Source organism: Wolbachia pipientis (assembly GCF_030373985.1).
GTDB lineage: Bacteria > Pseudomonadota > Alphaproteobacteria > Rickettsiales > Anaplasmataceae > Wolbachia > Wolbachia pipientis_D.
Genome location: NZ_JAUCRB010000002.1, coordinates 109,165 through 129,299, shown reverse-complemented (window position 1 = coordinate 129,299; position 20,135 = coordinate 109,165). Strand labels below are relative to the sequence as shown.

The window sequence follows — 20,135 nt, the reverse complement described above, 5'->3', positions numbered from 1 at the left end:
CGAGGAATTCAATATGTTTAAAATTGTAAAAAAATCTATAGATTGGGGTGGTCGTGCCTTATCTTTAGAAACTGGAAAAATAGCACGCCAAGCTAATGGCTCAGTAATTGTAAATTATGGTGATACTTCTATTTTAGTAACTGTTGTACGTAAAGAGAAGGAAGAAAATGTTGATTTCCTACCTCTAAATGTGCAATTTATTGCAAAAAGCTATGCTATGGGTAAGATCCCTGGCGGCTTTTTCAAAAGAGAAGGTAAACCATCTGACAGGGAAACTTTAATTTCAAGAGTAATAGATAGAAGTATAAGGCCGCTATTTCCAGAAGGTTTCCACGATGAAGTTAGTGTGGTGTGCAATTTATTAACTTATGATACGGTCAACCCTCCTGAAGCACCAACATTGATTGGTACTGTTGCAGCTCTTGCAATCTCTGGTGTTCCCTTTCACTTTATTATAGCTGGGGTTTCAGTTGGTTGTGATGAAAATAATAACTACATACTCAATCCCTCTGCTCAAGAGATGAAAGCAAGCAATCTAGATCTGTTTTTATCTGGTGACGAGCATTCAATTTTGATGGTTGAATCAGAGGTGAAGGAGCTTTCTGAAGAAAATGTTTTAAACGCAATAAAATTTGCTCATGAACACCTTCAACCTGTTATTAAGCTTATAAAGGAGTTTGCTGATGCAGTTGGCAATAAACCCGAGAGCTTTGCTCCTATTGATGTATCAGATATAATGCAAGATCTTGAAAGGCACAGTAAAGATTTTGAAAAAACATACTCACAAACAGTAAAACAAGAGCGCGTGCAAGCTTTGGAAGCTCTTAGAGGTAATATACTGAACCTTCTTAAGGAAGCTGGGAAAGATGAGAAATTAATTACATATGCAATAAAGAGCTTTGAAAGATCCTTAGTACGTGAAATAATTAGAAAGAAAGGTAGAAGGATAGACGGCCGTAAGCACGATGAAATACGCCAGATAGAGATTGAAGTTGATATTTTATCTAAAACTCATGGTTCTGCTCTCTTTACAAGAGGTAACACTCAGGCATTGGTTGTTACTGCTCTTGGTACTACACAAGATGAACAAATTGTAGATGACATCGAAGGCGACAGACGTGAGCATTTCATGTTGCATTATAATTTTCCTTCATTTGCTGTTGGAGAGGCTTCTGCTATACGTGCACCAGGAAGAAGGGAAATCGGTCATGGCAAGCTTGCATGGAAAGCAATTCACCCTGTTTTACCTGATAAATCTGAGTTTCCTTACACAATAAGAGTAGTATCCGAAATTATGGAATCAGACGGTTCTTCTTCTATGGCAACGGTTTGTGGAACCTCCCTTGCCTTGATGGATACAGGTGTACCAATCAAGGCTCCTGTTGCTGGAATTGCTATGGGCCTCATTAAAGATAGAGAGGAATATATAATACTTTCCGATATACTAGGTGATGAAGATTATCTTGGTGACATGGACTTTAAAGTAGCAGGAACTAGTGAAGGAATAACGGCACTGCAAATGGATATGAAAACTTCTGGTATAAGTTTCGAAGTTGTTGAAAAATCTTTAGAACAAGCAAAAGCTGGGAGATTACATATCTTAGAAAAAATGAATGCAGTGATTTCAGAACATAGCAATGACGTGAAAAGTCATGCACCAAGAATGATATCGTTCTATATAGATAAAGATAAAATTTCTACAGCTATTGGTGCTAAAGGAAAAAATATACGTAATGTGTGTGAAAGAAGTAATGCAAAAATTGAAATAGGAGATGATGGCAAAGTTTCTGTGTTTGCCATGAGTAGCGCTGAAGCTGAAGTTGCAAAAAGTATGTTGATCGATTCAATAACAGAACTAGAGCAAGGTGCAATAGTTGATGTCAAAGTTGTGAAGATAGATAAATCTATTGTAGAGCTTGAATTTCTTAATGGAAGAAAAGGAAAAATGCATATAAGTGAAGTAGCCAATCAACATATAGAATCTATTGAAAGCATACTTAAACATGGTGATATTTTCAAAGCACTGGTAATTGATTTTGAAAAAGGTGGATGCCCAAAATTGTCAAGGCGTCGCGTTGATCAGGAAACAGGCGAATTTTTTGAGTGTGAGCTCTACAATGAAGAAAAGAAAGATGGTCCAAATGACAGGGGTAATTATTACAATAATGCGTTCAGTAGAAAATCTGATTACAGGAGACCTTCTCGTCCTCGTTCTGGTTTCAGTAACAGGAATAACAGGCCACAATTCGGTAATGATGGCTCATCATCAGGTTTTTATTAGGAGTAAGCTCCTGCATTACCTCCTGTCATTCTAGTGCCCAGTGACTAGAGTGACATCAGCGGTTGGTTTATCACTCAACTAGATGTTCATACAACTGTGGGTTTGATTATAGGGCTACAACGGCAGGTTTTTAAGGTCGTTTACAGCCTTTTTTATATTTTCAGCTCTAAATATTGCTGATCCAGCAACTAAAATATCTGCACCTGCTTTTATTATATCAGCTGCGTTTAAGATGCTCACTCCACCATCTACTGAAATTTGTGTTTTAAGACCACGCTCTTGTATCATTTTTTTAACAGCTAATATCTTGCTCAATTGGGAATGAATAAACTCCTGTCCCCCAAATCCAGGGTTGACTGTCATAATTAACACAGTATCTAAATCATGTATCACATACTCAAGCACATTTGGAGGAGTTGAAGGCACAATTGAAACTCCAACTAGAACTGTTTTTTTTGTGTCGTTTACGTTTTTGTATGACTTTATCTTTCTTATCAGTCTCTCAATGTGTATCTCTGCTTCTGCATGTATAGTGATAATATCAGCACCAGCATTTATAAAACTTTCAATATGGTCACTGGGAGATTTAACCATTAAGTGTACATCAAAAGGAAGGTTGCTATATTTACGTATTGCAGAGATAACACCCGGACCGATTGTAATATTTGGAACGAAATTGCCATCCATAACGTCTATGTGTATAAAATCTACACCTAAGTCGCTAATTTTTCTTACCTCTTCTCCTAATTTTGCAAAGTCTGCTGAAAGTATAGAAGTTGCAACTTTGATACCCATGAACTGTTTTTCCACTCAAAAATAAAAAATAGCTTATTTTTAAAACTTTGTCATCTCAGTCAGAAAGGGGTCAGTATCATGTCTGCAATGTTGCGATACAAACATCTTATTTACATGAAATACCTTGACTTTATATGTGTTAAGAAGCATTGTATATATGCTGTGCGCCCGTAGCTCAGTTGGATAGAGCAACAGCCTTCTAAGCTGTGGGTCGTAGGTTCGAATCCTACCGGGCGCACTCTTTCCTCAATATTTTTTATAAACCTTCAAGTATCCTGGTACTATATTTTCAATTGATAATGGACGAATTTTTATTGTTTCAAGGTCAGTTGACTTTTCGATTGAGCTACTCATCATAACTCTTACCTGATCTCGGGTAAGTATAGGGCTTGTACTACAGGTTATGGGTTTTAGCAACATAGAAACGACTCTACTCTCTAAGAAGAAAGCTATTAACTTTGCCATTGGAAAAGATACATTGACTAACAAGCATTTTCTGTTAGTAACATTTAAAATAAACCTTAATAAGCTTCTGAAAGAGTAAACTTTTGGTCCACCTATATTGTAAATTTTCTTATCTTGCTTATTAAGGCTGATAATACGATATACCACTTCAGCTAGATCGGTTACGCATATCGGCTGAAATTTAGTTGTTCCACTGCCAATTAGCGGCAAAAAAGGAAGAATTGTTGCTAACCTTGCAAACTTATTAAAGAAATTATCTTCTTTGCCAAATACAAGACTGGGCCTAATTATTATTGCTCCTGGGAATGCAGAAGTTACAGCTTTTTCACCTTCTAATTTACTTTTAGCATATTTTGATAGCTTACTGTTTTCTACCCCCATAGCAGAGAAATGTATCATCGTGGGTATACTTTTCATTTTTGCAGCTCTTGCTATTCTCTCAGCTATTCCAACATGAACAGTATAGAAATCGTGCTTTTTTGTCTCATATAATATTCCTACTAAGTTTATAACTACATCACACCCTGCCATACTTTCTAGAATCGACCTTTCATCAAAGAAATCGACTTTAAGTATTGATATTTGCCCTAAATTTCCACACAACTTCAGACAGGCAGCTTTTTCCCGACTACGAGTAAATATTCTTATTAAATATCCCGCTAATGCCAAGCGTCTCACGATGTGTTTTCCTATAAACCCTGTTCCACCAAAAACAACTACACGTTTTGTCACGATTAAAACTTCTAATAACTTAACCTTAAACTAATACAATAGTTTTGTTTAATATTCTATTATGAGTTCCTGTACTACAAGATCCATTCTTATTCCACGTGAGCCTTTAACCAAAACTACATCATTATTCCGAACAATATTAGCTAAATTACTTTTCAATTGATTAGAATCATTAAAATGCGTGCCCTTTATATTGCCTGGCAAAAGCTTGTGCAATTCTAGCATAAATTTACCAACCGTATAAACTTTATCCACATTGTATTCTATTATAGAATCAAGCAACTTTTTATGAAATATTATGCTTTGATTACCAAGTTCTAGCATATCGCCAAGTAGTGCCACTTTCCTCTGATTGGAATATGTACTTAGAGTTCTTATTGCAGCTTTCACTGAAGCAGGACTAGCGTTATAGGAATCATCAATTAAATGTATGCTATTTCCGTTGTATTTAGATTTATGGACACTACCTCTCCCTTTTGCTATACTAAAGTTCTTAAGTGCAAACGGTAACTTTGATAAATCGAGCCCAAGACATTGTGCAACTGCTGCAACAGCTAATACAGAGTATGCAAAATGTTCACCTTGCACAGGTAAATTACAGTTTATAATCCGATCATTACCCAGCTTAATTTTTAAATTTAATCCATTAGCAGCGCGGTTTGATGTTATTCCAGTGCTCGATACTAGACTCCAGTTTCTATTATACAATCGTCTGATATACTCACGCGTAATTAAATTTTCCCGATCCCAGCATTTGGATGCTGGAATAACAGAAGACTCATCGCTTCTTATTAAATCTAGTAAACGAATTTCAGCATTTTTATCTTTACCAAAACTTATTACATCTCTATAGGCATGTGATGAGAGATATTCATAATATCTATTATCTCTGTTTAAAACCAAAGTACCGTTATTTTTCATACCATATAGAACTTCCAATTTTGCTTGTGCAATATCAAATAGTGATGAAAAATTCTCAACATGTGCAGGTTCTACATTAGTAATAACTGCAATATCTGGATTGCTAATCTTCGATAACTCTTTGATTTCACCAGCTTTATTCATCCCCATTTCAAGAATCAAGTACTGGCAGTTTTCTGGAGCTTTTAGAATTGTTAAAGGCAACCCTATATTATTATTTAAGTTGCCTTCATTTACATGAGATACTCCATATTGCGATAAAACAGTATGCAGCATGTCCTTCATAGTGGTTTTTCCGACGCTACCTGTAACTGCAATAATTTTAGTATTAACAAGAACATTCTTAATGTAATATAATGCCATATCGTGCAAGGCTTTCAGAGTGTCCTGGACAACAATCAGAGGAAGGTTTCTATATTTATTCTCACTTACTATCGCAGCTACTGCCCCTTTTAAAAAGGCCTCATGTAGAAAATTATGTCCATCAAAATTCCTTCCCTTGAGAGCAATAAATACATCCCCTTTTTTTGTGTTTCTTGTGTCTGTTGAAATATTTGAGCTGTTCACCCAATTGAAACTACTTTCTTCTCTCCCGCCAGTGACATCGATTATATTATTTGCGTTCCATTTGAACATAATTTAGAGAGTATTCTGTATAGTAAATTGAACAATAAAAGTAACGAAAGTACTACTTGTTTTAAACAATGTGTAAATAATGGTTGCAATTTCTGCAATTCCATCTTATAATGGACACGGAAGTTTATATATTTTACTCTCTAATTTTAGAGTATACTATAATGTGTGGAAAATACTTAGGAGGTATGTATGGCAGGCTCAATCTGGGCTAAGTTAGGTGAAGCAGTTAAAAAAGGTGCGGGAGCTACACGCAAGGTGTTTCTTCTTTTGCCCAAAGCACTTATTTACCCTATAAGGAAGCCATTTGCTTCAATAGATGAAATGAAACATGATTTCACAGTTTCGTTAAAGGAAGCTATTAGTATAGATGTACCTAAAGAAGAAAAGGGATATGATCCACCTATAGAAACCACAGAAGCTAGTAAGTATCTTGGTGTACAAATAACAGAACAAAAGAAAGGGAAGGTGACTTTTTTAGCGTCAAGGACCTTGACGGGAGATGTACCTTATTTGACATCAGAACAATTAGGTAAAATAAAAGATTTGTCAAAAGATCGTCCATCAAATTTAACTCTCTTTAGAGAAGAAAACAAAATTGTAATTGAAGTTGATGTTGAAGCTATAATCAAAAAAGCAAAAAAAGATAACCCAGGCATGGGTGAAAAAACAATAAAACAGCTTGTCATTGACAAAATTTATGATGAAGTTGATCATAATCTTAAAGGCCTGGCAAAGATTACTGGTGGTGAATTTAAAATTCACACAGATCGAAAATTGCTACATGGTGTTGCGGAAAAGTTGTATAAGGAATATGATAACCAAAAGCAGTCGTCAGAAATTATGAAGTCTACAGGGCCTGTAAACAACGAAAAGTTACAATGGCGATCTCCAGGGGCTGTTACAAGTACAGATGAATTTATAAAATCTTTCAACATGACTAATCCTAGCGAATTTCCTTTTGTTAAGGAAAAAAAAGAGGTTATTACTAATGTGCAGTTGCAAAGTACCGGATTGAGGGGCTTGAATCTTGAGAATGTTTCTGGTGAAGCAATAAGGCCAATATCTACCCCTAATGTAAAAAGTGAAGAAAGAGGGAAGGGTAGTCGCTCTTAAAATATGAGCAATAAAGGTTATGATAGTAATAACATCTTTGCTCAAGTATTAAGGGGTGAGTTATCTTGCGAGAAAGTATATGAGGATGAGGGTGTGTTGGCGTTTTATGATAAGTACCCTGATGCACCAGTTCATATTTTAGTTATACCAAAAGGTCAATACGTTTCATACGATGATTTTATTCTAAAAGCTTCCGCAGAAGAGATAGTAAGTTTTTTTAAAGCTGTAAGAGAGATAACATATAAATATAATTTAGAAAAAACAGGATATAGATTAGTTACTAACTATGGCGAAAATGGAGAACAAGTTGTACCGCATTTTCATGTGCATATTTTAGGTGGTAAAAAGTTAGGAAAGCATGTAAATTTATAGTGTTGCTTTCTATATAAAATGAGTGAATATTTAACTATAGTAATTTTTATCTGCGTATCAATTATAGTGTCCCTTGCTCTTGGTATGTTACCTATGTTTCTTGCAGTAAATAAACCTGATAGCGAAAAACTTTCTACATATGAGTGTGGTTTTAATCCTTTATCAAGAGCAAGAAAAAATTTTGACATAAAATTTTACTTAGTTTCAATATTGTTTATAATATTTGACTTAGAAATTGCCTTTCTTTTTCCTTGGGCTGTTTCATTATCTAAAATAAGCTATTGTGGATTTTGGTCTATGATGATATTCCTTGCGGTACTTACCATAGGCTTCATCTATGAGTGGTGTAAAGGCGCATTAGAATGGGAGTAGTTTATGACGGGTCAAGTTCTATCTAACGATGATTGGAGTCGTTATAAGAAAGAAGGGTTTCTTGTCACTAAATTTAATAATTTAGTAGATTATGTAATGAACTGGGCAAGATCTGGTTCATTGTGGCCGATGACATTTGGTCTTGCATGTTGTGCAGTGGAGATGATGCACACTGCAGCCAGTCGTTATGATCTTGATAGATATGGTATAATGTTTCGTGCAAGCCCAAGGCAAGCAGATGTGATGATTGTTGCTGGTACACTAACTAATAAAATGGCAGCAGCGTTGCGTAAAGTCTATGATCAAATGGCAGATCCGAAGTACGTCATTTCTATGGGAAGTTGTGCAAATGGGGGTGGTTACTACCATTACTCTTATTCAGTAGTCCGTGGCTGTGACAGAATTGTACCAGTTGATGTGTATGTTCCTGGATGCCCTCCAACTGCTGAGGCATTGTTATATGGGATGCTATGCCTGCAAAATAAAATAAAACGAGCTCAGAATATATAGTATGAATAAAACTGCAAAGTACATACAAAAAAAGACCAAGTGTGAATGCGTTCAGAAAGATGATCGCACTATTGTGATGCATTCAGCTTTAGATAATATTGAAAATCACTTACTCTTCCTACGTGATGATGAAAAATGCAGGTTTGAATTGTTAGTTGATATTTTTGGAGTTGACTATCCAAACAGAGAGAAGCGTTTCGAGCTAATATATAACTTGCTCAGCATTGTGCATAACATTAGGGTACATATAAAGCTCCAGTTATATGAAAGTGACATGCCTCCAAGTGTAGCGAAGACATTTAGCACAGCTTCGTGGTTCGAGCGCGAAGTGTTTGATATGTATGGAATAGAATTCTCTGATCACCCTGATTTACGTAGGATTCTAACGGATTATGGATTCGAAGGTTATCCAATGTTAAAGGATTTTCCTCTTACTGGTTACGAGGAAGTGAGATATGATATAGAGGCAAAAAAGGTTGTATATAATCCTATAGATTTATCGCAAGATTTCCGTATGTTTGACAGCTTGTCTCCTTGGGAAGGTAAAGCCACAAAAGTAAATACAAAGGAGTAGAAAATGACAGTACAAAGAAAAAAAATATCTTTGATCGGTGCAGGAAACATTGGTGGAGCTCTTGCCCATATGATTGCGCTAAGGAAACTTAGCGATGTTGTTTTACTTGATATTAGTAATGGGATACCACAAGGTAAAGCACTTGACATAGCAGAATCATCCCCTATTGATGGATTTAATGTCAATATTACTGGCACAAATAGGTATGAAGATATAAAAAACTCCGATGCAATTGTAATAACCGCCGGCATTACTAGAAAATCGGGAATGAGCAGAGATGACCTCCTGCAAACTAATGCTAAAGTAGTGAAAGAAGTTGGTGAAAATATTAAAAAATATTCTCCAAATGCGTTTGTAATAGTAGTTACTAACCCTTTGGATGCCATGGTTTCAGTAGTGCACAAATTTTCAAACCTTCCAACTAACATGATTGTTGGAATGGCAGGAGTGCTTGATTCTGCTCGTTTTCGTTATTTTCTTGCAAGAGAACTAAATATTTCCGTTGAGGATGTATCTGCTTTTGTACTTGGAGGACATGGCGACACTATGGTACCGCTCATTCGCTGTGCTTCGATTGCTGGTATTCCACTGACCCAAGTGATTGATATGGGTCTCATTACACAAGAAAAAGTTGATGAAATAGTCAAGCGCACTCGTAATGGTGGAAAGGAAATAGTTGATTTACTTCAATCTGGGTCTGCATACTATGCTCCTGCATCTTCAGTTATATGTATGTTAGAGTCATACTTACGTGATGAAAGACGTATATTAACATGCGCTGCTCATCTTAATGGTGAATACGGTGTAGAAGATTTGTTTATTGGCGTTCCTGTAGTTATTGGAAAAAATGGAATTGAAAAGGTCCTGGAAGTAAAAATGGATAATAGTGAACAAGAAATGTTTGATAAATCTGTGAATGCAGTGAAAGAGCTAAAGATATCTTTAAGCTTATAAGCAAATTAATGATTTTATAAAGCTTTCTTATAGCTTAAGTTTTGTAAACAGCCTAAAAAAGTTGCTTGTAGTTATCTCTTCTACTTTGTCGGGTGGTTTATTCCATAATTTCGCTAGACAATCTACAACATGTTTTACCATTGCTGGCTCGTTTTTTTTTCCTCTGTAAGGCTCAGGTGATAGATACGGAGCATCAGTTTCGACTAAAACACGCTCTTGTGGTACATTTTGTGCGATTTCTCTGAGTAAGCTCGCATTTTTAAAAGTGATGATGCCAGAAAATGAAATATATAGCCCCAAATCTATAGCTTGATAAGCAAGTTCTTTAGAGGAAGCAAAGCAGTGCATTACTCCATAAAAAGGGCTGTTTTTCATTTCTGACTTTAACATATCAATCATTTCATCATCAGCATTTCTAGTGTGAATGACTAAGGGCAACCTGGTTATTCTTGCTGCTTCTATGTGTGATGCACAACTTTTTTTCTGGTTGCTTTTGTTATCAGATTTATAAAAATCTAACCCGGTTTCGCCGATACTAATTACCTTTTGGCTCTTGGTAAATTCAACTAATTCATCAACATGTATAAATTCGCCGTTTTCTACAGTGGCATCAAGTGGATGTACACCAATAGAAGAGTAGACCTGATCATAGGATGAGGAAATTTTTGACAATTTAGGAGCATCACAAATGCTTAAGCATATGTTATGCAAAATTTTCACACCATTTTGCTCCGCCCTTGAAATTACTTTTGGTATTTCATCGTCGGAAAAATAAATCAAATGGCAATGAGAATCTACTATCACGAACTTATCGTAAATTTTACTTAATAATAGATGCTTTTATTTGAGAGGAAAGCTGTTCTACCACTGTTTTATAAACCTCTTTTTTAAATGGTATAACATTTGCTACCAAACCATCCACACTTTGCCAACACCACTCTTTGAACTCTGGATAATCAGTATAATTAATATCAATATCCTTATCCTCTCCATAAAATTTCATTAAGAACCACCTTTGCTTTTGGCCAGAATATTTCCCATTCCAGCATGTTGGTATAACTTTTTCAGGTAAGTTATAGTATACCCAATCCTTACTTTTAGCTACAATTTCTGCTTTATCAGTACCAACTTCCTCTAATAGCTCACGCAATGCTGCCTGCTCCAGCTCTTCGCCATCGTTAATTCCCCCCTGTGGCATCTGCCAGTAAAAGTCGCTATCAAAGCGTTTTCCGACAAAGACATGTCCTTGTTTGTTAAGCAGCATTATGCCAACACAAGGACGATACTTATCTTTCTGTTCAACCACGAGTACGTTTTGTTAAGTTATTTACGGAAGTTTCAACTAATTTTTTCCAACCTTTCATACTTTCAACAATTTTTTTTGCAACTTCTTCTGCACTCAAGTTCGAGTTATCACTTTCAAGTGAGCCTTCAGGCACAAATAGCCTTCTCCCTTTAGTTTTCTTCATAGCAAAATCTGAATCAGTAATTTTGTTTTCCTGGTACCTCTCTTCTGATTGAACACGCTTTACTAGTTCTTCACTATTGCAATGTAGTACCACAGGAAGAATTCCCACATCCATTTTCTTACTTAAATTCACCACTGAGTTGTATAATCTTTGGTCATAGAGATCATCATCTACCAGCTCATTTATAAATATGTAATGCTTCGATTTTATGTACCGTTTCTCTAGTATTGCTAACGTATTTTCTCTGACTGCAAAGATTTTTCCCATAGGTCACCTGTAACTTCAGCGTTTTTTAACCTAACGATTTTAAATATAATGTTATTAAACAGATTATTGCTTACTATCACCGCATCAATAACCTTAAATAATTCTTTTACAGTAGTAAATTTACCACTACCTGGAAAGCCGATTAAGTAAATGAGAGTCTTGTTCATAGTAAACACACTATTAGAAAACCATCTTTAAGTTATACATAAAAGGACATGTATTGTACACAATATTACACCAAAAACATAAACTATCTAGTTTTAGTAAACATTTACGTCGAAAATAGTTCATATTTAGAAATTTTGAGTGTATAATTATAAATAAGTTATACAATTTTAAGCTGATGACAGGTGTATTCGGTGACACAGAATCAATAAAAAGCACAATCGTAGGTATAATAGATCAAAATAAAGGTCACGATATAGTCACTTTTGATGTGCAGAATAAAACTGTCATTGCAAAATATATGATTATTGCATCTGGCAATTCGAGCCGCCATGTGAAAGCATTAGCCGAGCATGTAATAAAAAGCCTCAAGCAACACGATAAAATAGATGTAGAAGGCATAGATGAAGGTAATTGGGTGATTGTGAATTTTCAAAATGTAATGGTTCACATATTCAGGCCAGAAGTAAGGAAGTATTATAAAATAGAAGAGCTGTGGAATTAACTTTCTTTTACTTATAAGATTTATAGATTAAAATCACTCCAATTGGTAAAAGCAAATCATGAAATACAAGTCTGAGTTTTTAAATTTTATCCAAGAAAGAGGGTATCTATACCAATGTACAAATATTGAAGGATTAGAGCAGTTATTATTGCAGAATAATTACATAGTTGCATACATTGGGTTTGATTGCACAGCACCAAGTCTTCATGCTGGTCACCTAATTCAGATTATGATGCTGCGTCACCTACAAAAATTTGGGTATAAGCCAATGGTCTTACTTGGAGGTGGCACAACGAAAATTGGTGACCCATCCTATAAAGATAAAGCAAGAAGTATCTTGTCCATAGAAAACATCAAGCAAAATACCTCTTGTATAAAGAGGATATTGGAGAAAATGATATCTTTTGATGATAGAAAGACTGGTGCAGTGATAGTAAATAACGCAGATTGGTTAGATAATATAAAATACATAGATTTTTTGCGTGATATAGGGGCGTATTTTTCTGTAAATCGCATGCTAAGTTTCGACAGTGTAAAAATCAGGCTTGATAGAGAACAAAACTTAAGTTTTCTGGAGTTCAACTACATGCTATTGCAGGCTTATGACTTTGTTGAACTGAATAAAAAGTATGACTGTCGTTTACAGATTGGGGGGTCGGACCAGTGGGGAAATATAGTAAACGGGATTGAACTTGGTAGAAAGTTGAATCTACCTGAGTTGTTTGGCCTTACCGCTCCTCTTTTATTGAATGCTCAAGGGGTGAAAATGGGCAAAACCGAAAGTGGAGCAGTATGGCTTGATGGTAATATGTTAAAGCCTTACGACTACTGGCAATATTTTCGCAATGTTGACGATCAAGATGTAGGGCGTTTTTTGAGATTGCTTACTGATCTGCCAATTGATGAGGTTAAAAAACTAGAATCCTTAAAGGACCAAGAAATAAACGAAGCAAAAAAAGTTTTAGCGACAGAGGTAACAAAAATATGTCATGGTGATAAAGAAACAGAACTTGCACAATCTGCTGCAGTCTTTGCTTTTGAAAATGAAGATAACTCATTACTCCCTGATTATACCATAACAAGAGAACAAGTTGCAAATGGCATATCCTTAGTAAACCTGCTTCGCAATACCGGTTTTGAACCTTCGAAAGGTGCTGCAAGGCGTTTAATACAGGGCAATGGGTGCAAAGTTAATGATAATGTTATAAACGATGTTAACCATATAATAAATTCTGAGAGCTTTAAAGGTCAGACATTTATAAAATTATCTGCAGGAAAGAAACGCCATATTAAAGTTGTGGTAGGTTAGATTTTGAAGTAAGAAAGCAAATTTCATACAAACAGAAAACTATTGTATACAACTCCAAATGCGGATTGACTCAGGTATTTGGCTCACGCAGAAAAAAATGGCAGAGTTATTCGGTGCCAGCTATTAGTACACATATAACATATTTGAACTTGTCGAATTGCAGGAGAAATCGGTTGTTTCCGAAATGGAATGCGATCTGATGTTGCGGTTTCTGTGATGGTTAAATTACATCTTCTCTAGACATTAGGGATAATGTATGTCTCACATTTCAGAGAGTGGCAACCTCTAGGATGCAATCATGAAACAAAAGCAGGTAATGTTAACCCTTATGGCAAATTCCCGTAAATGGAGTTAGATATGGTTACGAGAGAAATCTATGTCAGAATTATCATCAAGAAAGATATGTGAAAGGAGGTTGAATACGCATAAACCAAAAGGTATGAAGCGAATGAGGGATAAAGACTTCCGTTTCTTAATTATAGATGTTCTCAGCTTCCGGCAAATAGTAGGAATCTAGGTCTAACATGAAACAAAGTCCGTGGAACAGAGTAACCACATGAATGCTCTTATATTTACCCGAATATAAGTGGGTAGCTAGCCGTATGCATTTATGTTGGAGGGGTTGTCTAAGAAGCTAATGCCTAAAGGTAATTCTTAGGATATGCAGACGTGGATACTATAGTTTGGAAAGTAAAGTTATGAGTAATAGTGAATATGTTATAAGCCAACAAAAAGTTAGGTATAAAAGGAATGAAATTCCTTAGCACAAGCTGGAGAAATCTTCGTTTAGGTTACAAAAAAGAATTTACTAAGCTTCTATAATGTAATGATATTAAGAAGATGCATAAACTTCAGAGATTATTACTAAAATCGATAAGTGCAAGAACGCTCGCAGTTAGGAGAGTTGCACAGGATAATGGAGCGAAAAAGACTGCAGGTATTGATGGGAAAGCTAGCCTTAGCTAAGTAGAAAGAATATAATTAGCATATTCTATGGATCTAAAGGAAAAAGTAAAACCATCAAGACGAATCTGGATTCTAAAACCTGGTAAGCCATCGGAACATCGTCCCCTTGGTATTCCCACTAATATGATCGTATCGAGCAAAACAAACACTTGTTAAAATGGCGCTAGAACCCGAATGGGAGACAAAATTCGAGCCGAACATTTATGGTTTTAGGCCTGATAGATCTTGTCATGATCCCATGAAGATCATGTTTTATGCGCTTTATAAGAAATCCGCATTTATTTTAGATGCGGATATCTCTGGATGTTTCGATAATATAAAACATCACGCACTGTTGGAAAAACTTAATACTACTCCAACCCTTAAGAGAAATATTAAAAAAGTGATTAAGAGCAGGTGTGATGGAAAATGGAACTTTCCAACCAACCAACTGAAAGTGGTACAATTCAAGGAGGAACTATTCTTCCTCTGTTGGCCTGTATAGCATTACATGGTTTGGAACAATATATTAAAAAAATCTCAAAGGGGAGCTTCTACAGTATAGGGGAAAAAATGTGGTACAATGTCACAAAGTGGGATACAACAATCACTCAGGGTTATTTTTTATGCCGATGATTTTGTTTCATACATTTAGAGTGATGAGATTATTCTGAAGGCTAAGGAGCTAGTCGAAAGTTGGTTAAAAACTATCGGACTAGAGCTAAAACCTTCAAAAACAAAGATCTCTCACACTCTCAAGTTTTCCAACGGACAGAAACCAGGTTTCAATTTTCTTGTTTTCACAATACAACAATATCCAGTGAAAAGTAAGAAAGGTTACAAGTTATTGGTTAACCCAAGTCGTAATTCTGTTAAACAGTATACGTTGGTTATTAAACATAAGTTAAGGAAAATGCGAGGCGAATCGCAAGAAGCTGTAATAAACAACCTTAATCCAATTGTTAGAGGATGGTGTCAGTACTACACTTCGGTAGTCTCAAGCAAAACCTTTAACTCATTGGATATGATCATGTACACCCAACTTTGGAGATGGGTAAAATGTAAACACCCAAACAAAGGAGGATGCTGGATTAAGAGGAAACACTTTAAAAGGTATGGTAACTAAAATTGGAGATTTATGACAAGTAACGGAATACGTGTTACAAAACATGGAGAACATGCCAGTGAATGGCATATCAAAGTGAGAGGAACCAAATTTCCTTATGATTGAGACTGGCCATACTGGGAAAGTTGTTTGAGCACAATTCCAGGAAAATCGCTATAAGTAATAAAACTACTGAAGATGCAACAAGGCGAATGTAATATTGTCATCTTTGGATTAGATTTGATGACTTAGCACATGTGTATCATCAGGACTGCAATAGACTCAATAATAACATCAAAAGCTTATCCTCATTACACGAGCACTGTCATGACCAATTGCATGGAAGTATGTGTGACAAGCGCCGAATTACAGAAAAGTCGGATAACGAGGGACTGTTAAGTCCGGTTTTGAAGCTGAGGGGGAGGTGACTTTCTCTCCTTAGGTAACAACAACTGCTTCAGATGGTAAAAGTATCCTACGCCATCTATACAACTTAGACTCAATTAACGAGTATCAAACACGCAACATTACAAAAGCGTCTGCAGGAAAGAAACGCCATAAAAGTTGTGATGAGTTAATAAATTTTTATGAAAAAAAGATATGTTAGAAAATTGAGGCTTCAAAGGAGGTACAAAATGGGGCCATATTATGGAGATATCGAGGGTCTTATCAAAGAACCCTACCTCTTCAGAGGTAGGGATTATTTCAATAAAGGGAAAGTACAGATTATATCTGTTAATGAATCTCAATTAATGAATCTCAATGCAAATCAGAAGTGATGGGGCATATGTATATCGGATAACGTTAAGGTGCAATGGTCCACTCCTTAGTGGGGGGTGTTCCTGTCCTGCGTTTGTGTACTACGGTCCGTGTAAACATATGGCTGCAACAGGTTTTGCTTTGATCAATCTCGATTGGGAAGAAATACAGGTCATCTGTGTGTTCTGAACATACTGATAAACAAGTTCACCTTGAAAGGTTGTACTTAAAAAACGAGCCAAAAGCCCACTTTAATAAGTGTTCGCTTAAATATCCAATATCTAGAGATTTTTGAAGAACTGGAGGATAAAGAATATGAGCAATTCATTCAAAGCGAATTCTCAAAACTCAAGAATTATAGCTAATAAAGCCCGCTCATGTCATTCCACAATTTGATTGTCACAGGATCTGGTTTATAGAACCACGATTCTAGCCTAAGTGCTGGAATCTGAACTTCAGGATATCACATATAATTGCATGCCTCACTACAAACACATTTTGATAAACTTGAGTTACTTAGCCATAGTTTAATCATTGCGTCTTTTGGTAAAGAACTCAAGAATTTAATATTTCTAACTTTTGGCTTGGTAACGGCTTGTTAAGCTTTTGCTGTTTTACTAAAAAGATCTTGAATAAGCCTATTCAAGAACAAGCGCTTGTGTAGTTATAGGTAACGTAGGGCTACCTGGTGCCGCATATCAATTCGGAATGTAAATCTCTAACAAGGGTTTCGGCACATTCTCTTTGAACAATTATACTGATTTTAGTTTCAGACGCCGTGATAGCAAGCATTTCTATCTTTTTTTCGCTTAAGACTTTGAGGGTGCAGTGCATCACTTCAGTGTTAGACATAACACCAATACCAATTATTGAAATTTTAGCTACATTACTGTTGATAACATAACTTTCCTTCCCATTCAGTAGCGCTTTCATTAAATCAATATCAAGTTCGGAAATTACAAGACTTGACCCATGTATTATATCAACTTTAATATTTGCCTCTGTCATATCTTTTAAAATGCGCAAGGTATTTGCAAGGTTAGTAAAAGTTACAAGCGCTTCATTAGTGCTACAAGTTATTCCAGTGATTAGATATCTTTCTAATACATCTTTTTTGTGTAGTACTGAAGTGCCTTCCACCTCTTTAAAAGTGGATAGCACATGTACTTTAATGTTATGTTTCATTGCAAGTTGTACTGAACGATTATGCAGTATTTTAGCACCAGATGACGACATTTCCAACATCTCATTATAAGAAATAGACTTGAGCTTATATGCTCTTGGAACAATTTTTGGATCAGCTGTATATATTCCATCGATATCAGTGAAAATCTCGCAAACCTTGACGTTAAAAACTACCGCGAAGGCAACTGCTGATATATCAGAGCCTCCTCTTCCAAAAGTAGTGATTCTATCATCATGTATACCCTGAAAGCCGGCAATGATCGCAACAGTGTAACCTTCGGCAAAAGATCTTTTCAGATGATCAATCCCTATCGTTTTTATTTTAGACTCAGAGTAAAGATCGTCAGTTATAATTGGTAACTGCCAGGCAAGCCATGATTTAGCATTTACTCCGATAGATTGTAGGGTGATCGCCAGTAGTCCACAAGAGATCTGCTCTCCTGCTGAAAGCATAACATCATATTCTGATAGATCTTGTCTGCGACTTAAACTTGAAATTTGTCTAGCTTGAAAAGCCATTTGGTCGGTAAATCCTGCGACAGCGGAAACGACAACAACTACATTACAGCCTTTTTCAACATCTTTTTTTATCAAATTTGCAACTCGGTTTAAATCAGTTAATGAAGTCCCACCAAATTTTTTTACGATCACGTTATCCATAGTTACAATATAACTTTCCTTTGGAGAAAAATATAGCACTAGTTGATATAAGTTTTAAAAGGCTCAATTATTAGACCTTTTGCATAACCTAAACTAAAAGGCAGTTGTAGTATTTATACTTTTTTCTGCGTTTTTTTACTCTAAACACTAGCTGCTTTTAAATTGCAACTAATGTAAGCGTCTGGAGTTATGGCTTAAGAGACAAATTAAGAGGTTGTGAAAGGGCCTTTTGTTTCCATATTAAGTATAATGAAATTATTCGCTCAAGTTCCTCGCTTTGATTATATAAATATGAGTTTTTGTGGTAAACAACAAGATCACTTTTACAGGTCAATTGCTTGTTAAGTGAGTATAAAAAACTGCTATTAATGCAAAATCAATCTTCATAGTTTAAAATTATGCAAAATGATAATGAGTTTTTGTATAGGAGTGCAATTATGGGCGTAGTAAGTAAATTTTTAATCAGATCTATTGGAAATAATAACATAAAAGGTGTGAAACTAGCTTTAAGCCTTCATTATTTAGTAAATAATCTTGAAAAACTCTTTTCGAGAGTTAATCCTTTTAGAAATAAAGCATCATTTAACAGGAATGATGATCAAGTTTTAAACCGTGCCTTAGGATACGCAGTAAACAATCTTGATTATGGTGCAATGGTATTACTTATTAACGCTGGTGCAAGCGTTCATGCAATAGGCAGCGATGGTGTAAGAAGTATAATTTATAAATACAAAAGAGCACTTGCTTATGAGAAAGAGGCACCGGAGCAAGCTAAGGAGTTTCTTGCAAAATATAAAGAAAAATGCTGTTTAGTACTCAGTGAATTAATAATACATGGTGCAATATCTAAAAATAACGAAGAAGAGAAGAATATATTAAAGATTTTCGAGAAAAGAGAATGTTTTGGTGAGTCTAGCTCAGCTAGTAATGTAATACCACCTGAAAACTCTCCTAGAACCTTTAATTGTAAGCCAACAAATATGGAGTTTATGAATGTTGAAGTAAATAATATGATACCACCTAAGAAACCTCCTAGAACTTTTGATTATAAGACAGAGGGTACTAGCTATGATACATTGCTTGCGAGAGAGCCCATTTACGCTGAGGTGTATGACTCCAAAGTCAGTAAAGCATTGCAGGAAAGTGGTCATTTGAGCATATCAGAAGAGCCTATTTATGCTAATGTAGCAGAGGGTACTAGCTATGATAGATTGCTTGCGAGAGAGCCCATTTATGCTGGGGTGTATGACTCCAAAGTCAATAAAGCATTGCAGGAAAGTGGTCATTTGAGCACATCAGAAGAGTCTATTTATGCTGATGTAGATGCTTTATATAAAGCATCTACCAAAAGTTTATCGTTGGAAGATAGTGGTTATTCTGGTATATTAGAAGAACCTATTTATTGCACTGTAGATGCTCTTTTAGAGCAAAAAAAGGCTGCTAGCCTAACACTGAAAGAGCCGGAGCAGTTATCGAAGCCTATTTATGCTAAAGTAGATCTTTTCGAGAAAAGGGCAGAGAGAAAACTAAAAGATATAAAAGCTAATTTTAGGATTTATCATGGGCTGGTACAAGATAAAGTAAGTCAGTGGCAAGAGCGAATAAAAATAAATGAACAAAACTCTAGTAGGCTAATAAATCAGCAACAGACTAGTGATCAAAAAGTTGAGGTCAGAGATGGCTTCAGTGTAAAAGAAATAAAACAGAAGTATGAGAGCAAAAATTCAGGTTACAATTCTGGCTACGGGTCTTATACAGAAGTTGAACAATTAAGAATGGGACCTAAAACCCCTAACTCTAAGGTAAATTTGGTGGATATTGAGTGTGGAATAGAGAAAGGTGTTTGTGTTCTAAAATGATAGAAGTATCCATTTAGTGGTGTAGCAGGAAAACTTTCAAAACAAGTATAACCATTAAAATAAAAACGCAGAAAATGTGGTCCTTTATTAAGGTAAGAAAAGAACTATTGAAACCCACATAACACGTGCCTTTTTGCTACACCACTGAACGTTTACCAACTAATCTAAACTATAAACATTAA

Annotated in this window: 21 protein-coding genes, 1 tRNA gene and 1 pseudogene; 15 read left to right on the top strand and 8 right to left on the bottom strand. The window is 35.6% G+C overall.

Features of this window, described 5'->3' with window-relative positions:
- The first annotated feature begins 13 nt into the window (after positions 1–13).
- Positions 14–2,281, top strand: coding sequence for a polyribonucleotide nucleotidyltransferase (gene pnp / locus QUS22_RS02440; RefSeq protein ID WP_289513407.1), 2,268 nt, complete (start codon positions 14–16; stop codon positions 2,279–2,281).
- 114 nt (positions 2,282–2,395) lie between these two features.
- Here the strand turns inward: pnp and rpe are convergent, their stop codons facing one another.
- Positions 2,396–3,076, bottom strand: coding sequence for a ribulose-phosphate 3-epimerase (gene rpe / locus QUS22_RS02435; RefSeq protein WP_289513406.1), 681 nt, complete (start codon positions 3,074–3,076; stop codon positions 2,396–2,398).
- Positions 3,077–3,240: 164 nt separating this feature from the next.
- On the opposite strand from rpe, the gene QUS22_RS02430 reads away from it, so the two are divergent.
- Positions 3,241–3,314 (top strand) — tRNA-Arg (locus QUS22_RS02430).
- A gap of 8 nt (positions 3,315–3,322) precedes the next feature.
- On the opposite strand, the gene QUS22_RS02425 is transcribed toward QUS22_RS02430, so the two are convergent.
- Together QUS22_RS02425 and QUS22_RS02420 are read right to left on the bottom strand one after the other, a co-directional pair.
- Positions 3,323–4,273 (bottom strand): complex I NDUFA9 subunit family protein, encoded by a 951-nt coding sequence (locus QUS22_RS02425; protein ID WP_289513405.1) that lies wholly within the window; start codon positions 4,271–4,273, stop codon positions 3,323–3,325.
- Positions 4,274–4,321: 48 nt separating this feature from the next.
- Complete coding sequence (locus QUS22_RS02420; protein WP_289513404.1) at positions 4,322–5,830, bottom strand: Mur ligase family protein; 1,509 nt, start codon at positions 5,828–5,830, stop codon at positions 4,322–4,324.
- Between the two features lie 189 nt (positions 5,831–6,019).
- Between QUS22_RS02420 and QUS22_RS02415 the strand changes: the two genes are divergently transcribed.
- The 6 genes from QUS22_RS02415 to mdh are packed head-to-tail and all read left to right on the top strand — an operon-like array spanning position 6,020 to position 9,725.
- The gene (locus tag QUS22_RS02415; protein WP_289513403.1) at positions 6,020–6,943 is read left to right on the top strand and encodes a hypothetical protein; all 924 of its coding nucleotides are present in this window, start codon (positions 6,020–6,022) and stop codon (positions 6,941–6,943) included.
- A gap of 3 nt (positions 6,944–6,946) precedes the next feature.
- The gene (locus QUS22_RS02410) at positions 6,947–7,315 is read left to right on the top strand and encodes an HIT domain-containing protein (protein ID WP_289513402.1); all 369 of its coding nucleotides are present in this window, start codon (positions 6,947–6,949) and stop codon (positions 7,313–7,315) included.
- Positions 7,316–7,333: 18 nt separating this feature from the next.
- The gene (locus QUS22_RS02405; protein WP_289513401.1) at positions 7,334–7,687 is read left to right on the top strand and encodes an NADH-quinone oxidoreductase subunit A; all 354 of its coding nucleotides are present in this window, start codon (positions 7,334–7,336) and stop codon (positions 7,685–7,687) included.
- A 3-nt stretch (positions 7,688–7,690) separates the two neighbouring features.
- A complete protein-coding gene (locus QUS22_RS02400; protein ID WP_289513400.1) occupies positions 7,691–8,197 on the top strand; it encodes a NuoB/complex I 20 kDa subunit family protein in 507 nt (168 codons plus the stop codon).
- Between the two features lies 1 nt (position 8,198).
- Complete coding sequence (locus tag QUS22_RS02395) at positions 8,199–8,771, top strand: NADH-quinone oxidoreductase subunit C (protein ID WP_289513399.1); 573 nt, start codon at positions 8,199–8,201, stop codon at positions 8,769–8,771.
- Between the two features lie 3 nt (positions 8,772–8,774).
- Positions 8,775–9,725 carry a malate dehydrogenase gene (mdh, locus tag QUS22_RS02390; RefSeq protein ID WP_289513398.1) on the top strand — a complete coding sequence of 317 codons (951 nt, stop codon included), beginning with the start codon at positions 8,775–8,777 and terminating at the stop codon, positions 9,723–9,725.
- 27 nt (positions 9,726–9,752) lie between these two features.
- On the opposite strand, the gene QUS22_RS02385 is transcribed toward mdh, so the two are convergent.
- From QUS22_RS02385 to QUS22_RS02370, 4 genes are read right to left on the bottom strand one after another with little or no spacing between them, the layout of a single operon-like run.
- A complete protein-coding gene (locus QUS22_RS02385; protein ID WP_289513397.1) occupies positions 9,753–10,529 on the bottom strand; it encodes a TatD family hydrolase in 777 nt (258 codons plus the stop codon).
- A gap of 16 nt (positions 10,530–10,545) precedes the next feature.
- A complete protein-coding gene (locus tag QUS22_RS02380; RefSeq protein ID WP_289513396.1) occupies positions 10,546–11,031 on the bottom strand; it encodes an RNA pyrophosphohydrolase in 486 nt (161 codons plus the stop codon).
- Positions 11,024–11,461 (bottom strand): hypothetical protein, encoded by a 438-nt coding sequence (locus tag QUS22_RS02375; RefSeq protein WP_289513395.1) that lies wholly within the window; start codon positions 11,459–11,461, stop codon positions 11,024–11,026. The genes QUS22_RS02380 and QUS22_RS02375 overlap by 8 nt, the downstream gene beginning before the upstream one ends.
- Positions 11,425–11,628 (bottom strand): ATP-binding protein, encoded by a 204-nt coding sequence (locus QUS22_RS02370; RefSeq protein ID WP_289513394.1) that lies wholly within the window; start codon positions 11,626–11,628, stop codon positions 11,425–11,427. The genes QUS22_RS02375 and QUS22_RS02370 overlap by 37 nt, the downstream gene beginning before the upstream one ends.
- Positions 11,629–11,804: 176 nt before the next feature.
- Between QUS22_RS02370 and rsfS the strand changes: the two genes are divergently transcribed.
- From rsfS to QUS22_RS02345, 6 genes and pseudogenes are all read left to right on the top strand, one after another.
- Complete coding sequence (gene rsfS, locus QUS22_RS02365) at positions 11,805–12,131, top strand: ribosome silencing factor (protein ID WP_289513393.1); 327 nt, start codon at positions 11,805–11,807, stop codon at positions 12,129–12,131.
- 58 nt (positions 12,132–12,189) lie between these two features.
- Positions 12,190–13,440 carry a tyrosine--tRNA ligase gene (tyrS, locus tag QUS22_RS02360; protein WP_289513392.1) on the top strand — a complete coding sequence of 417 codons (1,251 nt, stop codon included), beginning with the start codon at positions 12,190–12,192 and terminating at the stop codon, positions 13,438–13,440.
- 831 nt (positions 13,441–14,271) lie between these two features.
- Positions 14,272–14,406, top strand: a complete 135-nt coding sequence (locus QUS22_RS02355; protein ID WP_289513519.1) for a reverse transcriptase N-terminal domain-containing protein — start codon at positions 14,272–14,274, stop codon at positions 14,404–14,406.
- Between the two features lie 142 nt (positions 14,407–14,548).
- Positions 14,549–14,890: pseudogene (locus QUS22_RS02350) on the top strand (reverse transcriptase domain-containing protein); the annotation flags it as partial.
- A 315-nt stretch (positions 14,891–15,205) separates the two neighbouring features.
- On the top strand, positions 15,206–15,511 hold the full coding sequence (locus QUS22_RS05495) for a group II intron maturase-specific domain-containing protein (RefSeq protein ID WP_353477718.1): 306 nt from the start codon (positions 15,206–15,208) through the stop codon (positions 15,509–15,511).
- Between the two features lie 741 nt (positions 15,512–16,252).
- Entirely contained in the window at positions 16,253–16,438 is a 186-nt protein-coding gene (locus tag QUS22_RS02345) for an SWIM zinc finger family protein (RefSeq protein ID WP_289513391.1), read from the top strand.
- A gap of 492 nt (positions 16,439–16,930) precedes the next feature.
- Here QUS22_RS02345 and QUS22_RS02340 read toward each other — a convergent pair whose 3' ends face one another.
- Entirely contained in the window at positions 16,931–18,094 is a 1,164-nt protein-coding gene (locus QUS22_RS02340) for an aspartate kinase (protein WP_289513390.1), read from the bottom strand.
- Positions 18,095–18,492: 398 nt separating this feature from the next.
- On the opposite strand from QUS22_RS02340, the gene QUS22_RS02335 reads away from it, so the two are divergent.
- A complete protein-coding gene (locus QUS22_RS02335; protein ID WP_289513389.1) occupies positions 18,493–19,953 on the top strand; it encodes a hypothetical protein in 1,461 nt (486 codons plus the stop codon).
- The last annotated feature ends 182 nt before the right edge of the window (positions 19,954–20,135 follow it).